The organism is Paraburkholderia podalyriae (genome assembly GCF_014397785.1).
Taxonomy (GTDB): Bacteria; Pseudomonadota; Gammaproteobacteria; order Burkholderiales; family Burkholderiaceae; genus Paraburkholderia; species Paraburkholderia podalyriae.
Window position 1 is genome coordinate 1 of sequence record NZ_VZQQ01000070.1, and the last position, 20,206, is coordinate 20,206.

At 58.3% G+C, this 20,206-nt stretch carries 14 protein-coding genes and 6 pseudogenes; 13 read left to right on the plus strand and 7 right to left on the minus strand.

Annotation, left to right across the window (positions count from 1 at the left end; genetic code table 11):
* Positions 1–307 precede the first annotated feature (307 nt).
* Positions 308–778: a transposase gene (locus F6X42_RS36330; protein ID WP_187638757.1), complete on the minus strand. Its 471-nt coding sequence runs from the start codon at positions 776–778 to the stop codon at positions 308–310.
* Positions 779–824: 46 nt separating this feature from the next.
* On the opposite strand from F6X42_RS36330, the pseudogene F6X42_RS36335 reads away from it, so the two are divergent.
* Positions 825–1,858: pseudogene (locus F6X42_RS36335) on the plus strand (IS481 family transposase).
* Between the two features lie 188 nt (positions 1,859–2,046).
* Here F6X42_RS36335 and F6X42_RS45415 read toward each other — a convergent pair.
* Together F6X42_RS45415 and F6X42_RS46125 are read right to left on the minus strand one after the other, a co-directional pair.
* Positions 2,047–2,286: pseudogene (locus F6X42_RS45415) on the minus strand (helix-turn-helix domain-containing protein); the annotation flags it as partial.
* A gap of 49 nt (positions 2,287–2,335) precedes the next feature.
* A pseudogene (locus tag F6X42_RS46125) lies at positions 2,336–2,491 on the minus strand (helix-turn-helix domain-containing protein); the annotation flags it as partial.
* Between the two features lie 290 nt (positions 2,492–2,781).
* Between F6X42_RS46125 and F6X42_RS36345 the strand changes: the two are divergent.
* The 3 genes and pseudogenes from F6X42_RS36345 to F6X42_RS36355 all read left to right on the plus strand — a co-directional run.
* A pseudogene (locus F6X42_RS36345) lies at positions 2,782–3,442 on the plus strand (aromatic amino acid lyase); the annotation flags it as partial.
* A gap of 775 nt (positions 3,443–4,217) precedes the next feature.
* Positions 4,218–5,555 carry an EAL domain-containing protein gene (locus tag F6X42_RS36350; protein ID WP_187638759.1) on the plus strand — a complete coding sequence of 446 codons (1,338 nt, stop codon included), beginning with the start codon at positions 4,218–4,220 and terminating at the stop codon, positions 5,553–5,555.
* Between the two features lie 610 nt (positions 5,556–6,165).
* A pseudogene (locus tag F6X42_RS36355) lies at positions 6,166–7,067 on the plus strand (HTH-type transcriptional regulator ArgP).
* 465 nt (positions 7,068–7,532) lie between these two features.
* Here the strand turns inward: F6X42_RS36355 and F6X42_RS36360 are convergent.
* A pseudogene (locus tag F6X42_RS36360) lies at positions 7,533–7,882 on the minus strand (transposase); the annotation flags it as partial.
* Between the two features lie 82 nt (positions 7,883–7,964).
* Here F6X42_RS36360 and F6X42_RS36365 point away from each other — a divergent pair.
* The 9 genes from F6X42_RS36365 (at position 7,965) to F6X42_RS36405 (ending at position 18,086) form a co-directional block, all read left to right on the plus strand.
* Positions 7,965–8,958, plus strand: a protein-coding gene (locus F6X42_RS36365; RefSeq protein ID WP_187638765.1) for an IS630 family transposase whose coding sequence is annotated in 2 segments (ribosomal slippage) — positions 7,965–8,422 and positions 8,421–8,958 — 996 coding nt in all. Because the reading frame shifts where the segments join, the coding sequence is not laid out codon by codon here.
* A 1,166-nt stretch (positions 8,959–10,124) separates the two neighbouring features.
* Positions 10,125–10,337: a hypothetical protein gene (locus F6X42_RS36370; RefSeq protein ID WP_162634064.1), complete on the plus strand. Its 213-nt coding sequence runs from the start codon at positions 10,125–10,127 to the stop codon at positions 10,335–10,337.
* Positions 10,321–12,411: a hydantoinase/oxoprolinase family protein gene (locus tag F6X42_RS36375; protein WP_187638760.1), complete on the plus strand. Its 2,091-nt coding sequence runs from the start codon at positions 10,321–10,323 to the stop codon at positions 12,409–12,411. The genes F6X42_RS36370 and F6X42_RS36375 overlap by 17 nt, the downstream gene beginning before the upstream one ends.
* Positions 12,408–14,093 carry a hydantoinase B/oxoprolinase family protein gene (locus tag F6X42_RS36380; RefSeq protein WP_018423114.1) on the plus strand — a complete coding sequence of 562 codons (1,686 nt, stop codon included), beginning with the start codon at positions 12,408–12,410 and terminating at the stop codon, positions 14,091–14,093. Before F6X42_RS36375 ends, F6X42_RS36380 begins: the two co-directional genes overlap by 4 nt.
* A gap of 76 nt (positions 14,094–14,169) precedes the next feature.
* Positions 14,170–14,892 carry an ABC transporter permease gene (locus F6X42_RS36385; protein WP_018423113.1) on the plus strand — a complete coding sequence of 241 codons (723 nt, stop codon included), beginning with the start codon at positions 14,170–14,172 and terminating at the stop codon, positions 14,890–14,892.
* Positions 14,892–15,617 carry an ABC transporter permease gene (locus F6X42_RS36390; RefSeq protein WP_018423112.1) on the plus strand — a complete coding sequence of 242 codons (726 nt, stop codon included), beginning with the start codon at positions 14,892–14,894 and terminating at the stop codon, positions 15,615–15,617. Before F6X42_RS36385 ends, F6X42_RS36390 begins: the two co-directional genes overlap by 1 nt.
* On the plus strand, positions 15,614–16,393 hold the full coding sequence (locus tag F6X42_RS36395) for an ABC transporter ATP-binding protein (RefSeq protein WP_018423111.1): 780 nt from the start codon (positions 15,614–15,616) through the stop codon (positions 16,391–16,393). Before F6X42_RS36390 ends, F6X42_RS36395 begins: the two co-directional genes overlap by 4 nt.
* A gap of 39 nt (positions 16,394–16,432) precedes the next feature.
* Complete coding sequence (locus F6X42_RS36400) at positions 16,433–17,305, plus strand: transporter substrate-binding domain-containing protein (RefSeq protein WP_187638761.1); 873 nt, start codon at positions 16,433–16,435, stop codon at positions 17,303–17,305.
* A 124-nt stretch (positions 17,306–17,429) separates the two neighbouring features.
* Positions 17,430–18,086: a GntR family transcriptional regulator gene (locus F6X42_RS36405; RefSeq protein ID WP_187638762.1), complete on the plus strand. Its 657-nt coding sequence runs from the start codon at positions 17,430–17,432 to the stop codon at positions 18,084–18,086.
* Between the two features lie 21 nt (positions 18,087–18,107).
* Here F6X42_RS36405 and F6X42_RS36410 read toward each other — a convergent pair whose 3' ends face one another.
* The 3 genes from F6X42_RS36410 to F6X42_RS36420 all read right to left on the minus strand — a co-directional run bounded on the left by F6X42_RS36410 (position 18,108) and on the right by F6X42_RS36420 (position 20,201).
* On the minus strand, positions 18,108–19,016 hold the full coding sequence (locus F6X42_RS36410; protein WP_222945858.1) for a MurR/RpiR family transcriptional regulator: 909 nt from the start codon (positions 19,014–19,016) through the stop codon (positions 18,108–18,110).
* Between the two features lie 219 nt (positions 19,017–19,235).
* A complete protein-coding gene (locus F6X42_RS36415) occupies positions 19,236–19,781 on the minus strand; it encodes a cucumopine synthase-related protein (RefSeq protein ID WP_018423107.1) in 546 nt (181 codons plus the stop codon).
* Entirely contained in the window at positions 19,782–20,201 is a 420-nt protein-coding gene (locus tag F6X42_RS36420; protein ID WP_018423106.1) for a DUF3830 family protein, read from the minus strand. It abuts the gene before it with no gap.
* Positions 20,202–20,206 lie beyond the last annotated feature (5 nt).

Sequence of the window (20,206 nt, forward strand, 5' to 3'; positions counted from 1 at the left end):
CGATTCGCTCAGCACGAGTTCCCCTTTGGGCCGTCCGCTCATCGTCGCCTCCTCGTATCAAGTGCCACACAGGACACTTTAGTACGTGATCGGCATCATTCAATGAATTTTTAACTCAAGACACTAGATACGCACACCCGTGGCCGCAAGCAGACCGAAGACGGTTTCACAGGTAACTGGACGCAGGCTACCGGCGGGCGGAAGTCGTCGCGCAGTATCCAACAACGCGTCGATCTCCTCCTCCGAGTAGATATGCGGGCTCAATCCGAGAGCACGGTAAGCGGCTGGAAAGTGAGCAGGGAACGCCTCAAGGTGGGGTCGTTTCCCCGATGTTATTAAGCCGAAACAAAGTAACCGGACATGGGTCAAGCCGCGTAGCGGATTGACGGATGTTGAAACATGGATCGGACCAAGGCCGGAATCTTCTGCAACGAGCGCAGAACTGCTCGGACACGCTGCTTGAGATGCCCCGGACCGTTGATGGCAAGCTTGCCGATCCTGTGATGTTTGAGATAACCCGTACCAACTCGTCCGGGTTCAGATCGGGCGAGTAAGCAGGAAGGAAGAACAGACAAAGGCGCCCATTCGATTCTGCGGCAAGCTGCCGGATCGCTTTGCAACGATGTACCGGATGGCGATCGGCAATCAGGAAGACAGACGCATTGGCGGTGAGCATCAGCCGTTTGACGAAGTCGACGTACACGGGGATCGTGAAGCTGCCTTCGAAATACATGAAACGAAGTTGACCACGCGGGCTGATCGCTGAGATCAGGTTCACCTCAAAGTGTGTGATTCACACACATCGTTTCAACTAAAATGAGGCGATGGACCGAGAGATTGCGACTCGATTACGTTGGGTGCTGATGTATCACGAGACCGGCAATGCCGGTCTCGTATGCGCTCGGTGCGGCATCTCGAGACCGACACTTCGCAAGTGGCTACGGCGCTATCGGGATACTGGAGAAGAAGGTCTTCGCTCTCAAAGTCGTCGCCCTCTTAACAGTCCAAACCGGAAGGTTTTCGAGGCTGATCGGGCAACGATTCTCCGGCTGCGTTCCGAACACAAGGGGGCACGCCGGATCCAGAACGAGCTGCGGCTCCACGAACAACGAGAACTATCCCTCGCAACAATTCAGAAGGTGCTTAGCAAGTCATCTGTGAAGCCGTTAGTGCGTTTCAGGCGACCGGCACATCCCAGACGCTATAGCCGCCCGGTTCCGGGGGATCGGGTCCAAATGGACACGATGAAAATCGCCCGAAGCGTCTATCAATATACGGCCATCGATGACTGCTCGCGCTTCCGCGTACTGGGTGTCTACCCGAGCAGAAACGCCCGAAATACGTTGCTTTTTCTTGATCGGCTCATTGAGGAGATGCCGTTTCCGATCCAGCATATCCAGACTGACAGGGCGGCGAGTTCTTCGCCGAATCAGTGCAGCGTCGCTTGATGAGCGAGTGCATCAAATTCCGGCCAATCCCGCCGCGCTCTCCACATCTCAATGGCAAGGTCGAGCGTTCCCAGCTTACTGACCTGAACGAGTTCTGGTCCCACCATGGCCCAACCGAGAAAGAGATTGAACAGCGAATTGAGGAGTGGCAGTTCGACTACAACTGGCGCAGTCCGCACGGCTCACTCGGCGGTAATACTCCGGTCGATCGCATCGCAGAAGTGGGCGAAAATACACCTCTCGTGGAGCAGGTTGAAAGCGTCTACGACGAGTCGAAAGAGCGAATCCGGCACCGCGAATGGCGAATCGACAGGACCCTTGCCGAACATCGTCGGCGGCTGCTTGAGTTCGTGTCTCCTACCGGAGGCACGAACTCAAGCAGGACTGGAAAGCGATCTTCAAGAAAGTGAAACAATGTCTGTGAATCGCACACCTCGAAGCGCGCGCCAGTGACTTCGACTACCGGTGTTTGACCGACCGGTGCCCAGGTCGTGCCGCTGTGATAGTCCGATCGCACCGTCGATTCGTCGACGAAGAAGATCTGTGCCCCGCAGCGTTTGGCCTGCCCGGCAATGGCCGGATATTCGTCCCGCATCCATGACCCGACCAGTTGGGGGTCGCGTTGGTAAGCACGCGCAAGCGGCCGCTGGGGTGAAAGCCCGAGCTTGCGCAGCAGTCGACCGACCGACACCTCGGAGAGCCTGACGTTGAAATGTTCGCGAATCAACTCCCGCACCATGTCTCGCGTCCACAATGCAAACTCGAACTTCATCTGCATGGGGTTCTTCGTTGTGATCGTCTGATAGACGAAGCGGATAGCCTCGGACGAGAGCTTCATCGGCCGACCAGGGATTGCCTTGGCTCGTAAGCCTCGATCCCCCGTCACGCCAGGCCGCCAACCACTCGTAAATACGCGCCCTCGAGAATCCGAGCGTGCGGATCACGTCCTCCGGCGACTCGCCAGCTTCGATGCGCTTGACCGCCCGAATACGGATCTCTTCAAGCGTTGCATGTGAAAGCTGCCGGCCGTCGTCCTCTCGCATCTCGCCTCTCCCTAAATCCCTTAAAGCTTAGATCACGGCGTCGATTTATGTTCGCTTACTTATGCACTGGTTAGTAGATGGTGTGAACACGCCCTTGCCCAATCCGTCAAGACGGCTTTGCTGGTCGCTTACGCTTGCTACCAGTGCCTGTTACGTTGGATGTATGAGCTTGCAGGCGGCGACAAGCCTCGCCGCCTGTCTGCAGCACCGGGCTCAGTCGCTGCTCTTTGAAGGGCTTGAATGAATAGTTTCATCCATGTATAGTGTGAAGCATTTAATTCTTGGTGAGCATGATGCAACTGACTCCGGGAAAGGTGACCTTTGCTCAACTGCGTGACATCGCGCGCGACAAAGTCTCACTGCAACTCGACTCTGGTAGTTCGGTTGCGATTGATGTAGGCGCGAGGGCCGTCGCCGACATCGCCGCGAAGCGCGAGCCGGCGTACGGCATCCACACCGGTTTCGGCCGCCGAGCCAGCACGCGCATCCCGCCCGACCAGCTCGAACTGCTGCAGAAGGACTTGGTGCTGTCCCACGCGTGCGGCGTCGGCGAGCCGATGCCGCGCTTGTCGGAGAGCCTTTTGATGGCGCTGAAGCTGTCGAGCCGCGGCCACTCGGGCATCTGCCGTGAGGTGATGGACGCGCTGATCAAGCTGTTCAACCCCAACGTGCTGCCGCTGATCCCAGTGAAGGGCTCGGTCGGCGCATCGGGCGACCGACGGTCTGCGTGTCGCGGGCGTCGCTCTGCTGAACGGCACGCAGGCCTCGGCGGCGCTGGCGCTCGACAACATGTTCGCGATCGAAGAACCGTGCCGTACCACGGTCGTCGCGGGCGCGCTGTCGATCGATGCGGCAGCCGGCTCGGTGAAGCCCTTCGAGGCACGCGTCTACGAACTGCGCGGCCACCCGGGCCAGATAGACGCAGCGACTGCTTATCGCGCGCTGCTCGACACCGGAGTGCAGGCCGTGCAGCTCGAACTGTCGCAGATCACCTCATGGAAGAGACGCGCCCGTACGCATACAACGAAGCGCGCGCAGCGCGGGTTGCGCCGCCGCTGGAGATCCTCGCGTGCGACGCGCTTGCGTACCGCTTACGCGAGCTGTCTATGGCGATTGAGCGCTCAAAAATCTGGACACACCGACCAGGGAAGACACGCCTAGTGATTGGCAGTTCATATCGTCCCGAGCAGTGCGGTGTTCACATCAGGAGGGGAAATAATGGCCACTGCGGCGACGTCGCTTAGATCAATGGTTGAGGATTGGATGGCCCCGAACCCTGAGGGCCGAGTTAGGGTTAGTCGGTTCGGGCGATCGAAGAACGGTCGCTATGTTTGCGTCGAGTCAGTGTGCGCGGCCAACACTATTGCAATGTTCTTTTTTCGTCATCGTGATGGCACTTGGTGCGTTTTTCCACCCGATCCAGAGAGGCCTACCATGCGCATCGCTGAGATTTCGCATGTCCGAGACTGAGGGTGAAAACAAGCGTTAGGCGGAACATCCGGAGCACGGTGGGCGCCACCGACACTGCGCCAGGCACTTTCATCGCGTGCTGTGGGTGAACGTCGTTGATGGTGCTCAGTTTTGCCACGTTCTGATTCGTGGTTGCGTGGCGAGTTCGCTGCGATCATCGAACTCGTGCCGGCCGGGAACCGGTGAATGCCTGTTCCGCGCCAGGCGCGGCGTGCAGTAAAAAGTACGTGTGGACGTTTAGCATACCGAGGTGATTATGGCATCCAAAAATCCTGCTCACGAGCTGCTCAGATCCGCGTCGATTCGGCCTGCCGGGCGGGAGGGCGATGATAGTAAGTGCGAAGCGTGGAAGGAGAGTTTCGATGATCAGCGACAGACGGAAGATCGTCCACGTTCTTACCAGGGGTCGAGGCCCGCTCGGACCGACGCGCAGGCGGAGCCTGCCGGATCGGTCGGGGAGGTCTGCGTCGTCGCGACGATCGCAAATCTGCACGAGATCGAGCAGGTGTATGGCGAGACGACTGCACTTGGCGTGCGGCATGCCGTCTATGAGCGGGCCCGGGAGCTCTCACGATCAGGGAGGGCTACCGTTGCAACAACCGGTGCGCATATCGTTTTTATCTTCGGCCTGTCCTACCTGTCCTACAAGGGCGACGCATCGAAGCAGTTTTGCGGGGCCATCATCGAGCATCGGGTAGTCAAGGTACTTGGCGCGCACGCCGTACCACTGGGAGACGCGGCCATCATGGCTGTGGTACGCGCGTCAGCGATGCGCTCCGGGTATCAACCATTTCAGGATTTCATCGATGCGGCAAACCTGGCGACTGTGGGCCATCACTGGTGTGAGCGTTACAGGGCCGATATGGTGGTAGCCGCTAGTGTCTTCGCGGCACTGGAGGAGAACAGGCTCGATTTCGATCGGGAACCCGTCTGCGCGGCGGGCGATTCGCAGGATGTGACGTATTACGAGCTACTGCTTTGCGAGATGAGAAACGGCCAGCGCATCCGTATCGGTAGTCTCGTGGGGGCCATTGAGCGCCTGGGAATGGTGAGGCGGCTTGACGAATGGGTCGTCGACGCGACGATCGCCGCATTGCGCCGCAATCCTGCGCTGCGACTCGGATGTAATGTGTCCGCGCATAGCGCCATACTCGATGCATGGTGGGCCTCCATCGTCTCACAGTTGCATGCAGACAGATGCCTTGCTTCGAGGCTGACGATCGAGATTACGGAAACGTCCGCATTCACTTCGACGACAGAGGCACGGAACTTCGTCAAGACGTTCCAGGCTCTCGGCTGCCAGATCGCACTGGATGACCTGGGGAAAGGCCACAACAATCTGATTGCCCTGATCGGGCTTGGCGTCGATATCGTCAAGATCGATCTGCGTTGCCTCCGACAGGAAGGCCGCACCGAAAGTCCCCTGGGTCTGCGTCCGCTTGTCCAGTTCGCGAAGACTTACGCGGCGAGCGTCATCGTCGAAGGCATCGAGACTGAGGACGACGCGCAACAGGCGCGGGAGTGCGGGGCGACGTGCCTTCAGGGCTATCTCTATTCAAGTCCTTCTGCGTCAAACATTGCTGAGAAACGTTGATGAAACGGGCCTTCACCGCTGCTGTTCCGCGAGGGTGTTACCGCAGAGCCGACTATTGTCAGAATCGGCGGCTGAAGTATCGATATGCGCGTACCCGTTTACCGCGTTGTTGTGAAGATGGGTTCCGGGGAGGATCGGATGTCAGGCACGGCCGGAGGATGGCGTGCACGCGGTTTGTTATCCGGGGGATTCGCTTTGCTTCAGTGTCCTGTTACCGATGAACAGTGGAGCCTGGTGGCTCACCTGTTTCAACGGAGAGAGCGTTGTGATCGTGGGCGCTCCGCACGCAATCCAAACGTCATCCCGCACGCAATTCTGTTGGGGGAGCGGGGCCAAGCGGGCTGATGGATCAGGCTTTGAGCCCCTCATCCGAGAATGATGAAGCCGGTAGCACGTAGCGGACTGCCATGTCTTCCCTACCGATGAGATCGGAGACAAAGTTTCCGGCACGAGTGTTTCTTGTCAAAGGCGCTGGTCTTGGCGACCGGCGACTGGACAAAAGGGCACATTAACACCTCGTTGCACAACGGCTTCTTGGCATTGATGTTCCCGCGTCAGATGCGCTATCGAAGAGCGAGGAGTGAGGGTGAAAGTGAGCACGACGTTGAACATGATCGAACTGGAGACGTTTGCCGCGGTGGTCGAATATCGCAGTTTCACGCAGGCGGCGGTTGCGCTGAACATATCTTCTGCTGCAGCGACGCGCCGCGTGAAGCGGCTCGAACAGTCGATCGGGGCGCTACTCCTGGTCCGCGAACCGACGGTGATGCTAACGAAAGCGGGCGAAGACGTGTTTCGTCATTTCATGACTGTCCGGCTTCAGGAGGATGACCTGCTTCGGCGTGTCATGCCGGGGAGGGCGGCCACGACAGCGCTGGCCCTTGCCGTCAACGCCGATTCGCTTGCCACCTGGTTTGAGCCGGTCACGAGCTGGCGCAACACCATGTGGTGCTCGAGATCGTCGTGGACGATCAGGACCACACGCTTGAGGCACTGGCGCGCGGCGACGTCAAAGGCTTTCTGTCCACGCAACCGAAACCGGTCGTTGATCGTTTCGTGGCGGAACCGGTCGGACAGATGCGCTATCAGTGTGTGGCCACCCCCGGGTTCGCGCGCGAACATTTCGCCGGTGGTCTGACCTTGCCGGGCGTGCTCGAGGCCACAGCAATCCTGTTTGACCGGAAGGACGCCCTGCACGATGAGTTTTTCGGGTTGCATTTCGGTGTGACGGTCGGCAGGTACCCCAGGCACTATTTTCCTTCGCCGGCGGCGCTGCTCAATGCGATCCTGGACGACCTCGGTTACGGGCTGGTCCCCGCCATGCAGGCCGGGCCGCTGATCAGTGGCGGCAGACTCGTGGCGCTCGCCCCCGGGCACGACCTGATGATCGATCTTTACTGGCATCACTGGGAGCAGGAGCCCGAGCCGCTCGCGACGATCAGCGCACTGGTCATGGAAGCGGCGCGGCGGAGCCTGGTTCAGCCGGTCCCGAGGGAAGCGCGCGCGAGTTGACGGAGCATTGCGACTCGCCGACGCGATGCTTTGCGTCGACTCTTCCGGTCGCCGTGATCACGCCGCTCGTCGCCGGCATTTTTTCACGGAGGCAGTAGACGCGAACATGATGGCCACGGCCCTTGCGAGGTAGTGACGCAACCCAACGAATCGCAGGCTTTGTATTGCCGCGTGCATCGCACGACCAGACCACCAGACAACGTGCCGTCATTGGAGCAGATCGTGCTCTGCATCGCCTATCTCGACGGTTACCTAAACCGTTGGGCCGATCTCCCGCCCCGCACCACAGTTATGTGGCGTGATTTCCTTGCATTCACGAAGTCACCGAGATATATCGCATCTCCGGGCACAACGAATGATCCAACTCGTGGGTAACCCTGGGGCGTTTCATCCGGGGGCTGTCGTTGATTTATGGACCATTTCAGGAATCCTAATCAACATTGGCGTACACGGGGCGCGACATGATCAGGCAGCCACCGCTTGAGGAGCCGGTGTGCTTTCAATCACCGGAGTTCCGTCCTTAAAGGGGACGCCCTTCAGAAGCTGATCGATTTTTTCGGCTCCGTGGGTCTTCCTACAGATCCGCTCGCCCGCTTCACTCAGCTTGAACGCCATCCCGAGCAAGGTCGAGTGCGACAGTTGCGCGTGCGGTTTGGGCGATGGCGTACTGTTGCAAGCGTCGATTCGATCGGATTCGTGGTTCGCATACGTTGCCAGTGCTCGGCAGGGACATCGTAGAACGCGAGCAGTCCGCCTCGATCCTTCGTGAGCTTCTCGACAGCCTTCGAGTACTTGGCCGCGTACATGTCGACGAACTAGTGAGATTTACAAAAAACATGACAACCGATTCGATTCTGGTGCGTTATATCTCAGGTGGAATGATTGGAGATGCGTGCCGTGGCGAAGAAGCCGTTAGACGATGCAACGAAGAAACGCTTGCGAGCGGGTCGGATGCTGCTGGCGGGCAAGCGGCCAGCGGAGGTGGCGTTGGCCGTCGAGGTAGCCCGACAAACGGTGTACACGTGGAAGGGTCTGCTTAATGAAGGCGGAATTGATGCGCTACGGGCGGTGCCAGGTCGGGGCCGCCCCGCCAGGGTCGATGGGGAGCAATTGGCGCAACTGCGACGCGTGCTACTGCAGAGCCCGACCGGGCATGGCTTTGGTACCGAACTATGGACGCTCAAGCGCGTCGGTATGCTCATCAAGCGCATGTATGGCGTCGAGTTTAGCCGAACGCAGGTTTCGCTCCTGCTTGGGACGCTGGGTTTCAGCGCGCAAAAACCCCAGTGGCGTGCGATCGAGCGCGACGAGCAAGCTGTACGCCACTGGAAGCGGCACACTTGGCCTGCGCTTAAAAAAAGCCCAGCGCGAAGGGCGATTGATTGTCTTTATCGACGAGACCGGCATCAGCGAACGCCCCACGCGGGTTCGTACCTGGGCGCTAAAGGGGCAAACGCCAGTCATCCAGTTTCATTTCAACTGGAACCATGTCTCGGCGAACGCCGGCCTCAGTCACACGAACTATCTGTTTCGGCTGTACGAAGGCAGCGTCAGGAAAGAACAGGTGGTCGAATTTCTCAAGGCGCTCAAAGCGCATCTGAAGCAACCGCTGCTGATCATCTGGGATGGTGCCAGGCCACATCGCGCTGCAATGGTCCGCGAATATCTGGATTTCCTCGATGGACACATTCACATGGCCTTCCTGCCGCCGTACTCTCCGGAACTCAATCCCGTCGAATACCTGTGGGCATGGCTGAAGCGCCACGCGATAGCAAACTTCTACTCCGACAACCTCAACGAGTTGCAAACCATCTCCCGCAACAAGCTCAAGAGCGCTCAGCGCCAGCCGTCGATTATCGCCGCGTGCTGGATTCAGGCAACGTTGTGGTGATGTCATGATTTATGGAAAGATCAATAGTTGCATAGAGCCGTGGGCTTGCCCGCGCAGATCGTCGATCCAATGATTGGCAAGTGCGGCCACTGATCCACCTGACAGAGTTCGGACGAAGAGGTAGAGGGCGAACATTAATTCGATGCACGCCGGAGTCGCTCGAAGTCGACGACGACGTCAAGATCTTCGGCACCTTCTAAGTAGGGCAATTGGTCGGCAGCCTACCTGCATCCGGGCGTCGACTGATCGCCAAATGTGATAGTCATAACCTGCGGAGAATCGAGCGCTTGTCAAGCGTCTCGGCGGTCACCGCTCGGCCTTCTGCACTAGGAGCACTTCTCGGTCATGGCTTGACAGGGCGAACTTCTTCGCGCCGTTGGAGACGCGGTCAGCGCAGATTTTTCCGCAAACGGCGTGACGACAAATCGTTTCGCCCTGGCAGCCTATGATGCGGCGGTGCGGTGCGGGATCTGAACGGGAGATCTACGAGCGTGGCAACGCGTCCAAGAAGCGACACTCATGCTCCGCGCCCTATCTCGCTCGGCACAAGTGGTGACTTTTTTCGCCTCACTCGTGCAAATACGATCAATCCGATTCGCAAGTCTTGGCCTTTGCGTCGCGTTCAATCATCCGATCAAGCCTCACCGTCTCGGCGATTCCGCAAGGGAACGGTCGCCGCCTGGAGCGGTGCCGCCGCTTCCCCTTCCAACGAGATGCTGCGGCGCAGGCGGTACCTGCTGGCAAGGGAGGGGCGGAAGGCACAGGGGCCAGCGGGCACTGCTTCTGAAAATGCACGGACGGCAGTTCAGTGAACGACGCGACGGCCCCTGCGATCAGGGTTAACGCTCTTTCGATCGCGAATGAATAAAGATATTCTTATATTTGCTTTTAGAAAGTTATTATTCTATGACCGGACCGGAAAAAGCTGACTGTCAGATTGCGACGTTCGCTGAGGGGACCGACATTCGTATGAAGAGAGTTTGCTCGCCCGTTCTGCTTCTCCGCCAGCGGCACTTCTGCAGCACAGCGGCGCGTGACACTAAAGGCGCGTTCAACAACGGGCATGACTTCAGGACGAGAACAGTTACGAAATTCCAACAACCACGTCGATTGTTGGCGGCGCCCGACAAACGGACCGGAACCAGCGAAGCAAGGAGGAATAGGCGATGGAAGGGCAAGACCTGATTGCGAAAAACACCAAGCCGCGGATGCTTGACGGAAACGCATGCGCCCGTGGCGCTCCAGGAAAATGGGCGCAGGTTATCGCGGGAATAGCGGATTTTTTTGAACCAATAATGGCGCCAATTTGGACGCCATTTGTTGACTGTCAGTTTCATGTAATCTTTATGGAGCGCACTATTCATGCTCAGCACGATTGAGGACCGCCTGCGCCTTCGGGTGGGCGTCGATTCAGGTGGCACTTTCACTGACATCTGCATGTTTGATGAAGCCAAGGGTGACATCTTTGTCTGGAAGGTGAGTAGCACCCCGCAGGACCCCTCGCTTGGCATCGCCAATGCGGTCGAGCAGGGACTGCACGAAGTATCCCGGCTGTCAGGGCGCGAGACCGAGGTGCACTACTTTGGTCACGGTACGACCGTTGCAACGAATGCGCTCATCGTCGGCCGGGGGGCGGAGACTGGCCTTATCACGACGTTGGGATTTCGCGATGTGCTGGAACTGCGTCGGCAAAAGCGCGATGCGCTTTATGACCTGCAGACCGAAAAGCCAAAGCCCATCGTTTCGCGGGACCGGCGCCTTGAGGTCCCAGAACGCATGCTTTTTGATGGCACTGCTCTTACGCAACTCGACGAAGACGCCGTTCGCGCGGCCGCACGAAAGCTCGGAGGCGAAGGCATCCGCTCGATCGCAGTATGTTTCCTGTTCAGCTACGTGAATCCCGAGCACGAGCTGCGGGCGAGACGTATTGTCGAGGAAGAGGTTCCCGGCGCGTACGTCAGTGTCTCGCACGAGGTAGCGCGCGAGTTCCGTGAGTATGAGCGGTTTTCCACGACGGTCGTGAACGCCTACCTCGGGCCGATCATCAAGAACTATCTACAGCGGCTCAAGCCGCGTCTGGACGAGATTGGTGTTAATTCGCCGGTGCACCTCACGCAGTCGAACGGCGGCATCATTTCGTCCGAGTCGGCGCAGCGCTTCCCGGCACGTACTGTACTTTCAGGGCCGGCTGCGGGGGTGATGGGCACGCTCGCCATCGCGGAATCCGCGGGATTCCCGAACCTGATTACGTTTGATATGGGGGGGACGTCGACGGATGTCTCTCTTATCAAGCACTGTGCGCCGATCATGTCGAATCAGGCTGTCGTGCATGGACATCCGCTCAAGCTTCCGATGCTCGACATTCATACGGTTGGCGCGGGCGGCGGTTCCATTGCTTACGTTGACGCTGGAGGACTGCTGAAGGTCGGACCTCGGAGCGCGGCTGCCGATCCGGGGCCTATCTGCTTCGAGCGTGGCAACAACGATGAACCCACGGTTACGGATGCAAACGTCGTCCTTCAAGTTCTGAATCCGGTTGCGCTGCTGAACGGCCGGTTGCCAGTCAACCAGGCTAAGGCAAAGGAATCCATCGCGAAGCTGGGCGAGCGTCTTGGACTTGGCGTGATGGAGACCGCGCAAGGCATCATCAGCGTGGTCATTGCCAACATGGCAAAAGCGATCCGTGTCGTTTCAGTTGAGCGAGGTCACGACCCCCGGGACTACGTGATGTTTGGATTTGGCGGGGCAGGCCCGATTCACGCGTCAAGACTCGCTCGCGCGCTTGACATGCCAAAGATCGTAATCCCGAAGTTCCCCGGCATCATGTGTGCACTTGGTCTCCTCTTGACCGACCTGCGCACTTCCACGTCGTTGAGCCGCCTTCTGCCGCTCGACGTTGCGAGTTGCGCAAGTCTTCAGCAAGGCTTCGACGAACTGGAGCAACAGATCTCGCAGTGGTTTGAGGAAGAGGAAATTGAGGAGGAGCGCAGGGTCGTCGCGCGCTCGCTGGATATGCGTTACGGCGGTCAGGGATTCGAACTGACCGTGCCTTGCCCCGGCGGCAAATTCGACAGGCAGGCAATCGAACAGCTTCGAAAATTGTTCGAGGATGCTCACCAGCTCGCCTATGGTTATGTTGCGAGCAACGAAGCCGTTCAGGTCACGACCTTGCGGGTCAGTGCTGTCGGCCGCGTCAAGAAGGCCGAGTTCCGGCAACAGCCGGACGCTGTTACGCAGGCAGCCGATGCAATCGTCGGTACACGCGAAGTATGGATCCCCGAGGCGGGTGGCGTGACTGATTGCCCGCTGTACGACCGCGAAAAACTCGGACCTGGACACACTGTCGACGGCCCGGCAATTATCAATCAGATGGACTCGACGACCCTGGTTCTACCGGGCCAGACCGCACGCGTCGATTCTTTCCTCAACCTGATCATCGAGGAGCGCGCATGAACAGCAGCGAGTCGGCCGTCGCCACGTCGGCCAACGTTCAAACTTCGAAGCTCGACCCGATCACTGTCGCGGTGATCGGCAGCGCGTTATCTACTATTGCCGAGGAGATGGGCAAGGCAGTCATTCGTGCAGCCTATTCGACCAACATCAAGGAGCGGCAGGATTGTTCCACGGCACTGTTTGACAGGGCTGGCCATACGATTGCCCAGGCCGAGCATATCCCCATTCACCTGGGGTCGCTCCTTGGTATCGCCGGGTATGTACTCGAGCACCACGACATGTCGACAATCCGGCCTGGGGACGTGTTCATCGGCAATGACGCTTACACGGGGGGCGGCACGCACCTAAATGACATCGTGCTGATGGAGCCGGTGTTTTTCAGGGAGGAGCTGGTTGGTTGGGTCGCAAATCTGGCGCATCACTCGGATTTCGTCGACCGCGGCCACGCCCATATCTTTCAGGAAGGGCTTCGCATCCCGCCCGTACGGCTATACAAGGAGGGGGTGCTCCAGGACGATGTGATGGATCTCATCCTGCTCAACTGTCAGGTGCCTCATGAGCGCAGGAGCGATTTTCGGGCGCAGATGGCAGCCAATCGCCTCGGTGTGCAGCGCTTCCAGGATTTGTGCGAGCGTTATGGAAGCGATGTTGTGGAGCAGGCTTCCGTGGAGATCCTGAACTACACCGAACGACGGACGCGCGCCGGCATTGCTCAGATCGCAGACGGCGTGTATGAATTTGAGCACGACTTCGATACAAATCTGGTTGACGGCATCGTTCATCTCAGGGTTCGGGTAACCGTGCAAGGCGAAGAGCTGTATGTGGATTTTCCCGACGCACCGCCGCAGTACCGGGCTCCGGTCAACATGGTTTTCACGGCTTTGCAGGCGACCGTATTCTTCGCCATAAAGGCGTTGGTGGACCCTGATATCCCGGCGAACTCCGGATTTCACCGACCGATTCACATTTCCGCGCCGCTTGGCAGTGCATTGAATTCCACGCCACCGGCAGCGGTTTACAGCCGTACGGACTTTGCAGGCCGCCTGGTCGACATGATATTCGCCGCTCTGGCTCCCGTCGTGCCAGAACGGGTTGTCGCTGCTTCAACAGGTGGGATTCTGCTAACGACGAGTGGCACGCATCCGCGTACCGGCCGCTTCTACGTCTACAACGAAATGCAGGGTGGTGGCATGGGCGCACGGGCGTCCAAGGATGGACTCGACGGTGTTCAGGTGAATACGACCAACACGGCTAATTTGCCTATCGAAGCACTGGAGACGGAGCATCCGGTCCGTGTGGAGTGCTACGAGCTTGTGCAGGACTCCGGCGGCCCCGGCGAATACCGCGGTGGGATGACAATGAGGCGCAGGGTTCGCGTGCTTGACCATACGGCAAATATCTCTGCCGGCGGCACCAATAGCCTCCTGTCACCATACGGCATCTTTGGCGGGCACGGCGGAACGCCTGCCCGCGTCGAAATGCCGAAAGACGCGCCGCCACTCGAGCGACGTAACAGTGTCCTCCAGGCCGGCCAGGCAGTTGGAATGGTGGCGGCGGGTGGTGGCGGCTACGGAGACCCCAAGCGGCGCTCCCGTGAACTCGTGCTTCGTGACCTCAAGGAAGAACGAATCTCGAAGGCCGCAGCGGTGGACATCTACGGGCTTGACCCCGCCTTGCTGTAACCCTCTGGCGCCGCCCGCGTTATCCCGGGTGGCGCCAGGTCGGCGAAGCTCGGACGTCTATTAGGACATAGTCATCGTGAATCAGTTGAACTTCTTTCAGGTCGTTGGATTCGGGCCGAACGGCTGGGGCTTGACCTTGCTCGGCGGGGCGGCCGTCACTCTGGCGGTAGCGCTATGTGGAATGTTGTTCGGCATGCTTATCGGAACGCTCGGCGCATGGGCGAAGGTGTCGAACTGCAGGCCGCTCGCCAGCATTGCTGACGCATACACGACCGTGATCCGCGGACTACCGGATCTGCTCATCATCTACATCATCTACTTTGGTGGAAGCGCCGTGCTGACGTGGTTGCAGCCGCTGTTCGGGTCATCCGGCTTCGCTAATTTCCCCGGGTTCCTCGCCGGTACCATTGCAATTGCCGTTACGTCGGGGGCACAGAGCACGGAGGTTTTACGAGGTGGTTTCAACGCCGTTAGCAAAGGGGAGATCGAGGCTGCACGCGCTTGCGGAATGAGACGTGGGTTGCGTTTCCGCAGGATCGTCGCGCCGCTGACAATGCGACATGCGCTGCCTGCAATGGGTAACGTCTGGCTCAGTGCACTGAAGGAATCGTCATTGCTGTCTGTGACCGGTCTGGCAGAACTCATGCGCCAGGCTCAGGTCGGATCCGGGTCTACAAGGCTGCCATTTGATTTTTATGCGGCTGCGGCGCTTATCTATTTTGCAATGTGCGCCCTATCGACTCTCGCCATCCAGCGAGTCGAGCGGAATCAGGCACGTGGCCTCACAGCGAGGGTGTAATGGATTTGTCCTTTATCTATCAGACGTTTCTCCAACTGCTACCGGGTATTCCGCTCACCGTCGGGCTTGCTGCATTAAGCGTGGTGCTGGGTGGACTATTAGGGTTCGGCATTGCCTTGCTGCGGATGTCGCCTTGGGCGCCAGCCAGGGGCTTCGCCTGGCTCTATGTACTGCTGTTCAGAAGTGTGCCGCTGCTGGTGCTGCTCTTCATGATTTACTACGGCCTGAGTCAATTCGATGCTATTCGGGAAAGCTTTTTATGGCCGATCCTGCGGCAGCCGCACTGGTGTGCACTCATCGCCTTGATTATCAACGATTCTCCTTACTCGAGCGAAATTATTCGCGGGGGATTGCGATCAGTCCGCAGGGGAGAACTGGAAGCAGCGTACGCGTGTGGAATGTCAGGACCTCTACTGATGCGCCGCATCGTCATACCCATCGCAATCAGACAGGCACTTCCCGCGTATGGAAACGAAATCATCGCAATGGTGAAAGCGACTTCGCTGGCGTCGCTGGTGACGCTGATGGACGTGACCGGTATCGCGTCCTCAATTGCCAACGACACGTATCGCCCGGTCGAAGTCTACGTTTCAGCTGGCGTTATCTATCTGATTATCAGCTATCTCCTGACCCGGGGAGTGCAGTGGACTGAGCGCCGCCTTAACCCTCACCTGCGTCCTCCGGTCATACAACCCGATTCGTTTGTTGAGGGAAAGACGATATGAGTACGACTAACACGCCTCTGCCGAAGGCGGTTGAACTGACGGACATTCGCAAGCGATACGGAAAACACGAGGTGCTCAGGGGCATCTCGCTCGAAGCGAGCGAAGGCGAGGTCATTTCGATTCTTGGCTCGTCGGGATCGGGCAAATCTACACTTCTACGTTGCATCAACATGCTCGAGGTGCCAGACGCGGGGGAAATTGCCGTGGGCGGTGAGTGTATTGAGATGTCGAATCCTGAGCTGGGCGGTGCGAGACATTACGACCATCGGCAGGTCGATCGTATCCGTGCAAGTGTCGGCATGGTGTTTCAGGGTTTCAACCTGTGGTCCCACATGACCGTGCTCGAGAATGTCATCGAGGCGCCCATTCATGTGCATCGTCGACCGCGGAAGGAATGTATCCAAGAGGCCCGGGAACTCCTCAACAAGGTTGGAATAACGAACAGGGATAACTCCTATCCGTCCCATCTTTCAGGTGGACAGCAGCAACGTGTAGCCATAGCTCGCGCGCTGGCGATGCGCCCTTCACTGATGCTGTTCGACGAACCGACGTCGGCCCTGGATCCGGAACTGGTCGGCGAGGTACTTCGCGTGATGCGGAAATTGGCTGAAGAAGGCCGCACAATGCTCATCGTCACGCATGAGATGGGCTTTGCGCGCGAGGTGTCCAATCGGGTGGTGTTTGTGGATCAGGGGACGGTGAACGAAGAAGGCACACCCGACGAAATGTTTGGATCAGGGGGCTCTCTCCGTCTTCAGCGCTTCCTTGCCGGCTAGCTTTGCTTGTGCGCAATGAATGATTTTAAAGGATACGAAATGAAAAGCTGGATGAAATACCACTCGCTCACCGTCGTCCTCTCAATAGTATCGGCGAGTTTCGTCGCTCCTTCGCTTGCACAGGCCGATACCCAGACCGCGCCGAAGGAGGTACGAATTGTGACCGAGGGCGGATTCCTGCCATGGAACTACACAAAAGCTGATGGGACTCTGGCGGGCTTTGAAATCGATCTGGCGCACAATCTTTGTGACCGGATGCACGTTAAGTGCACGATTACGGCGCAGTCCCTGGAGAGCATTATTCCGGCGCTGAACGCAGGGAAGTACGACGCAATCATCGATGATCTCGCAGTTACGCCAAAGCGCGAGGAGGCAATTGCGTTCTCGATACCCTACGCATCTCTCTGCTATACGTTCGGGACGTTGAAGGGCAGTGACATTGCGAAAAAGCTGCCGGTGGACAACAGGAAAATTTCGATGAACGACGAGTCAGCGTCGAAGAAAGCCCTCGAACAGGTGAGCGTTGCGCTTGCGGGGAAGGTGTTGGGCACCCTCTCCGCGGGTACATCCGTGGAGTTTGCAAAAACCTACCTCAAGGGCGTCTCGGTGCAGCAGTACAAGAGTCCTGAGGCACGTGATCTGGACCTGCTGGCCGGCCGGGTAGATGCGGTGGTTGGTTCGCAGGATTCACTGATGGGAACGGCCGCGAAGCGAGGCAATGAAAACATGGTGCTGGCTGGGGCATGCTTCGAGGGCGGTGTTGTTGGCCACGGATCTGCGGTGGGGCTCCGCAAGGGGGCCGCACAACTGAAAGCGATGTTCGATCAGGCTATTCGCGCTGCGAAGGCCGACGGTACAATTAAAAGGCTTTCGGAGCAGACTTTCCATATGGATGTAACGCCGACGCCATAATCTTTGGGTTTTCCCGATGTTTCCAGGCGCCACATTGGATGGCTCCCTGCAAGAAACATCGGGAGCATTCTTTTCAACGGACCCGAACATTTCACGATATTAGCTCTTGCGCAAACAGAGAAGCATGAACAAGTTATCAAGCAACGGACAACGTGGGGCACGCTTCCGGGCCCGCGAGCTGGCGAGCATGATCGAGCGGGACATTACCTCGGGGCGTCTTGGTGCAGGCGCATGGCTCAAGCAGATAGAGCTCGAGGAGGTATACGGCCATTCGCGCCTCGACGTACGGCAGGCCCTGGAACACCTGGTCGAACGTGACGTCGTTGAATCTATTCCTAACCGCGGCTATCGGGTTCAGGTCTTCACACAGGAGCGACTGCACAACGTCCGACAGATTAGAGCGATTCTGGAGGTCTCAGCGGTGGAGTCCGTCATCGGTAAAGCAGACGCCAACGAAATTCGCATTCTTAACCAGCTGGCGCAGGCTTTTTCCGATGCGATCACCTTGGGAACAGCGGCCGAGCAGGAGGAATGCAACAGAGCATTTCATCACCGGTTGCTGCGCCACTGCCCCAACAGCGAACTGGTCAAGATGATTTTTGACTTGCGCGACCGGATTCCAGTGGCAGTGAGGCGCGAGAACAATACGTCATTCATGCTGGCCGGGGCCGCGCAAGAGCATTTTGATATGGTCACGCACCTGGCGGACGGAAATCATGACGCCTTGCTTGAAACGACGCGCCGTCATGTGCTCGTTCTTGGAGGTCCGCATAACGCGTAAGCGCTGGCGAAAACGAACTCATTAGCGAATGAACACCTTGCGGCGGCGCGAAGAACGATCGCCCGCTTCCAGGCGCTTTTCGGCGCGCTCTGGCATCGCGTCACACATCGCATCGAGAAGGACTGTGACGAGAAAACTGCTGGCGACCGAAGAGTCGAAGACGAGCGTCGAGTGGATGCGTGCTGCCAGACTGAAGTCGGGAGCGATCCCTTGGGAAGAGAATGCCGGATCTGAGACAACGCCTAGCTTGAGGCCCAACTGCCGGGCGAACTGAAGGGCCTGAATCGTCTCTCGCGGGTATAGGGGCATTGCAAATGCCAGGATGCATTTTGCTCCTGCAGTCGAGGCCTGTTCCAGTTGGTCCTCAGCGAGAGATCCGCCATTGGTGATAAGGCGGACATCAGGGTGAACCTTCGATGCGAAATAGGCAAACTGGGTCGCAAGGCCGGCGGAGGCACGAATTCCATAGACGACGAGCGGGGACGATTCGGCAAGTGCATATCCGAACGCCTTGATCCGTTCGATGTCCGCGAGCTGCTCCGACACCTCGGCAAGGTTCCTTGCTTCCGCAGCGGCCGCGGCCTGGAACTTGTTTGCGTTTGCACCTGCGCTGGCTGAAATCGCCGGATCCGAAAACGAGCGAAGCGAGCGGCGCATTTCCTGGAAACCGTCGAATCCCAACGCCACGGCGAAACGGGATACCGAGGGCTGGCTGACGTTCGCGAGCCCAGCCAGCTCCATGCTGGTGAGAAAACCGATATCGGCTGCGTGATCCACCAGTATTTGCGTGATCCGGCGGTGGGCGGGTGTCAGGCGTTGTCCTTCCAGCCGGCGTTCCAGCTCGCCGCGCAAGGACCCGGAAGCAGATGTGTCCTTCGAGTTGGACGCGGAAGATTTTTTGGAACGCGTTTCGCGGGCTACGCCAGCCAAGTTGGCCTCCGTGATTCGAACAGGGAAGTGTAACAAAGTTGGCATGTTACCCGAAAGCCTTGATGGTTGGTGCTCCGAAACCTGACTGGCCGGCGAATTGAAAGGGGGAGGGTAACGGTATATGTGTTTGCACTCTCCGGCCAGACGGCCATTGCGGCCGGAGAGTTCGTGCGCGTGCCCCCGACAAACCTGTCAAAGGCAGCGGCTACGCTCAAACGGTTAGACCTTGGCGAGCACCGCAGAAATCGCGGCGACTTCTTCAGGCTTGCGGTGCGGGAAAGCGACCCCAAGGTTCCACGGGAAGATGAAGTGAATCCAGCGATGCATGCGGACGACGTAGGTCATCATGGCACCGGTGAGTTGAACGTACTCCTCCTTCGTCTCCAGCGTGTCCATCGCGTCGCTGTAGATCTGGCCAATCTCGTGCATGTTGGTCAGCCCGAGGTCAGTCATGAATTCGAAGACGTTGAACGTACCCGTGAGGAACTCACGCGTCATCTTCACCAGCGTTGAAAGTTCCATGTCCGGATACTGTGAAACCTTCAGGAAGCGGTACATGACGTCGGCGCCAACCAGCATGAGATACGCCTCAAGGTGTACCAGCACGCTAAACGACTGCTGACCGCTACCAGCGCCGCTATCGATGATGCCCCAACGGATTTTCTGGATTTCATCGGGCTCCGAAAGCCACACTCGGTCGATCTGGCGGTCGATCTCCTGCTTCGCCTCGCGCCAGTGTCCTTCGAATTTCCTGATTGCAGACATTTAAGCGACCCTCCGGACCGTAGTGTTAACGAGATTCTTTCGCGGCTCTGCAACCGTCTGCTCCCAGACATGTTCACCGAGCTTGGCCAGTTGCGGCAGATCGCTCTCGAGCACCTGGCCGAACTTGTTGACCAGTGCGCTTTCAGTAATCGCGCCATACGTCAGGCAGATGGTCTGGCCCGGCGCGTAGAGGTAGACCGCTCCAGGCGAGCGCTTCACCATATTCGTTTTGCCGAGGTGCACGATCTTCGTCGGCATCCAGATTGCCTCGCCCGAAATGACGACGTGACCGAGCACGCTGTTAAGGGGCAGTTGGTTGAGGACTTGTGCTACGACGTCGGGATTGTCTTGCGCCAGAAGCTGCACGCGGAACTTGATGTCCGGGCCCGGTGCATGAAATTCGAGCAGGTCAGATGACATGGATA

Excerpts from the sequence above, each read along its gene's own strand:
- F6X42_RS36350 (WP_187638759.1), top strand. The coding sequence starts at position 4,218 with ATGGCATCCAAAAATCCTGCTCACGAGCTGCTCAGATCCGCGTCGATT.
- F6X42_RS36370 (WP_162634064.1), top strand. The coding sequence starts at position 10,125 with ATGGAAGGGCAAGACCTGATTGCGAAAAACACCAAGCCGCGGATGCTT.
- F6X42_RS36375 (WP_187638760.1), top strand. The coding sequence starts at position 10,321 with ATGCTCAGCACGATTGAGGACCGCCTGCGCCTTCGGGTGGGCGTCGAT.
- F6X42_RS36380 (WP_018423114.1), top strand. The coding sequence starts at position 12,408 with ATGAACAGCAGCGAGTCGGCCGTCGCCACGTCGGCCAACGTTCAAACT.
- F6X42_RS36390 (WP_018423112.1), top strand. The coding sequence starts at position 14,892 with ATGGATTTGTCCTTTATCTATCAGACGTTTCTCCAACTGCTACCGGGT.
- F6X42_RS36395 (WP_018423111.1), top strand. The coding sequence starts at position 15,614 with ATGAGTACGACTAACACGCCTCTGCCGAAGGCGGTTGAACTGACGGAC.
- F6X42_RS36400 (WP_187638761.1), top strand. The coding sequence starts at position 16,433 with ATGAAAAGCTGGATGAAATACCACTCGCTCACCGTCGTCCTCTCAATA.
- F6X42_RS36405 (WP_187638762.1), top strand. The coding sequence starts at position 17,430 with ATGAACAAGTTATCAAGCAACGGACAACGTGGGGCACGCTTCCGGGCC.
- F6X42_RS36415 (WP_018423107.1), bottom strand. The coding sequence starts at position 19,781 with ATGTCTGCAATCAGGAAATTCGAAGGACACTGGCGCGAGGCGAAGCAG.
- F6X42_RS36420 (WP_018423106.1), bottom strand. The coding sequence starts at position 20,201 with ATGTCATCTGACCTGCTCGAATTTCATGCACCGGGCCCGGACATCAAG.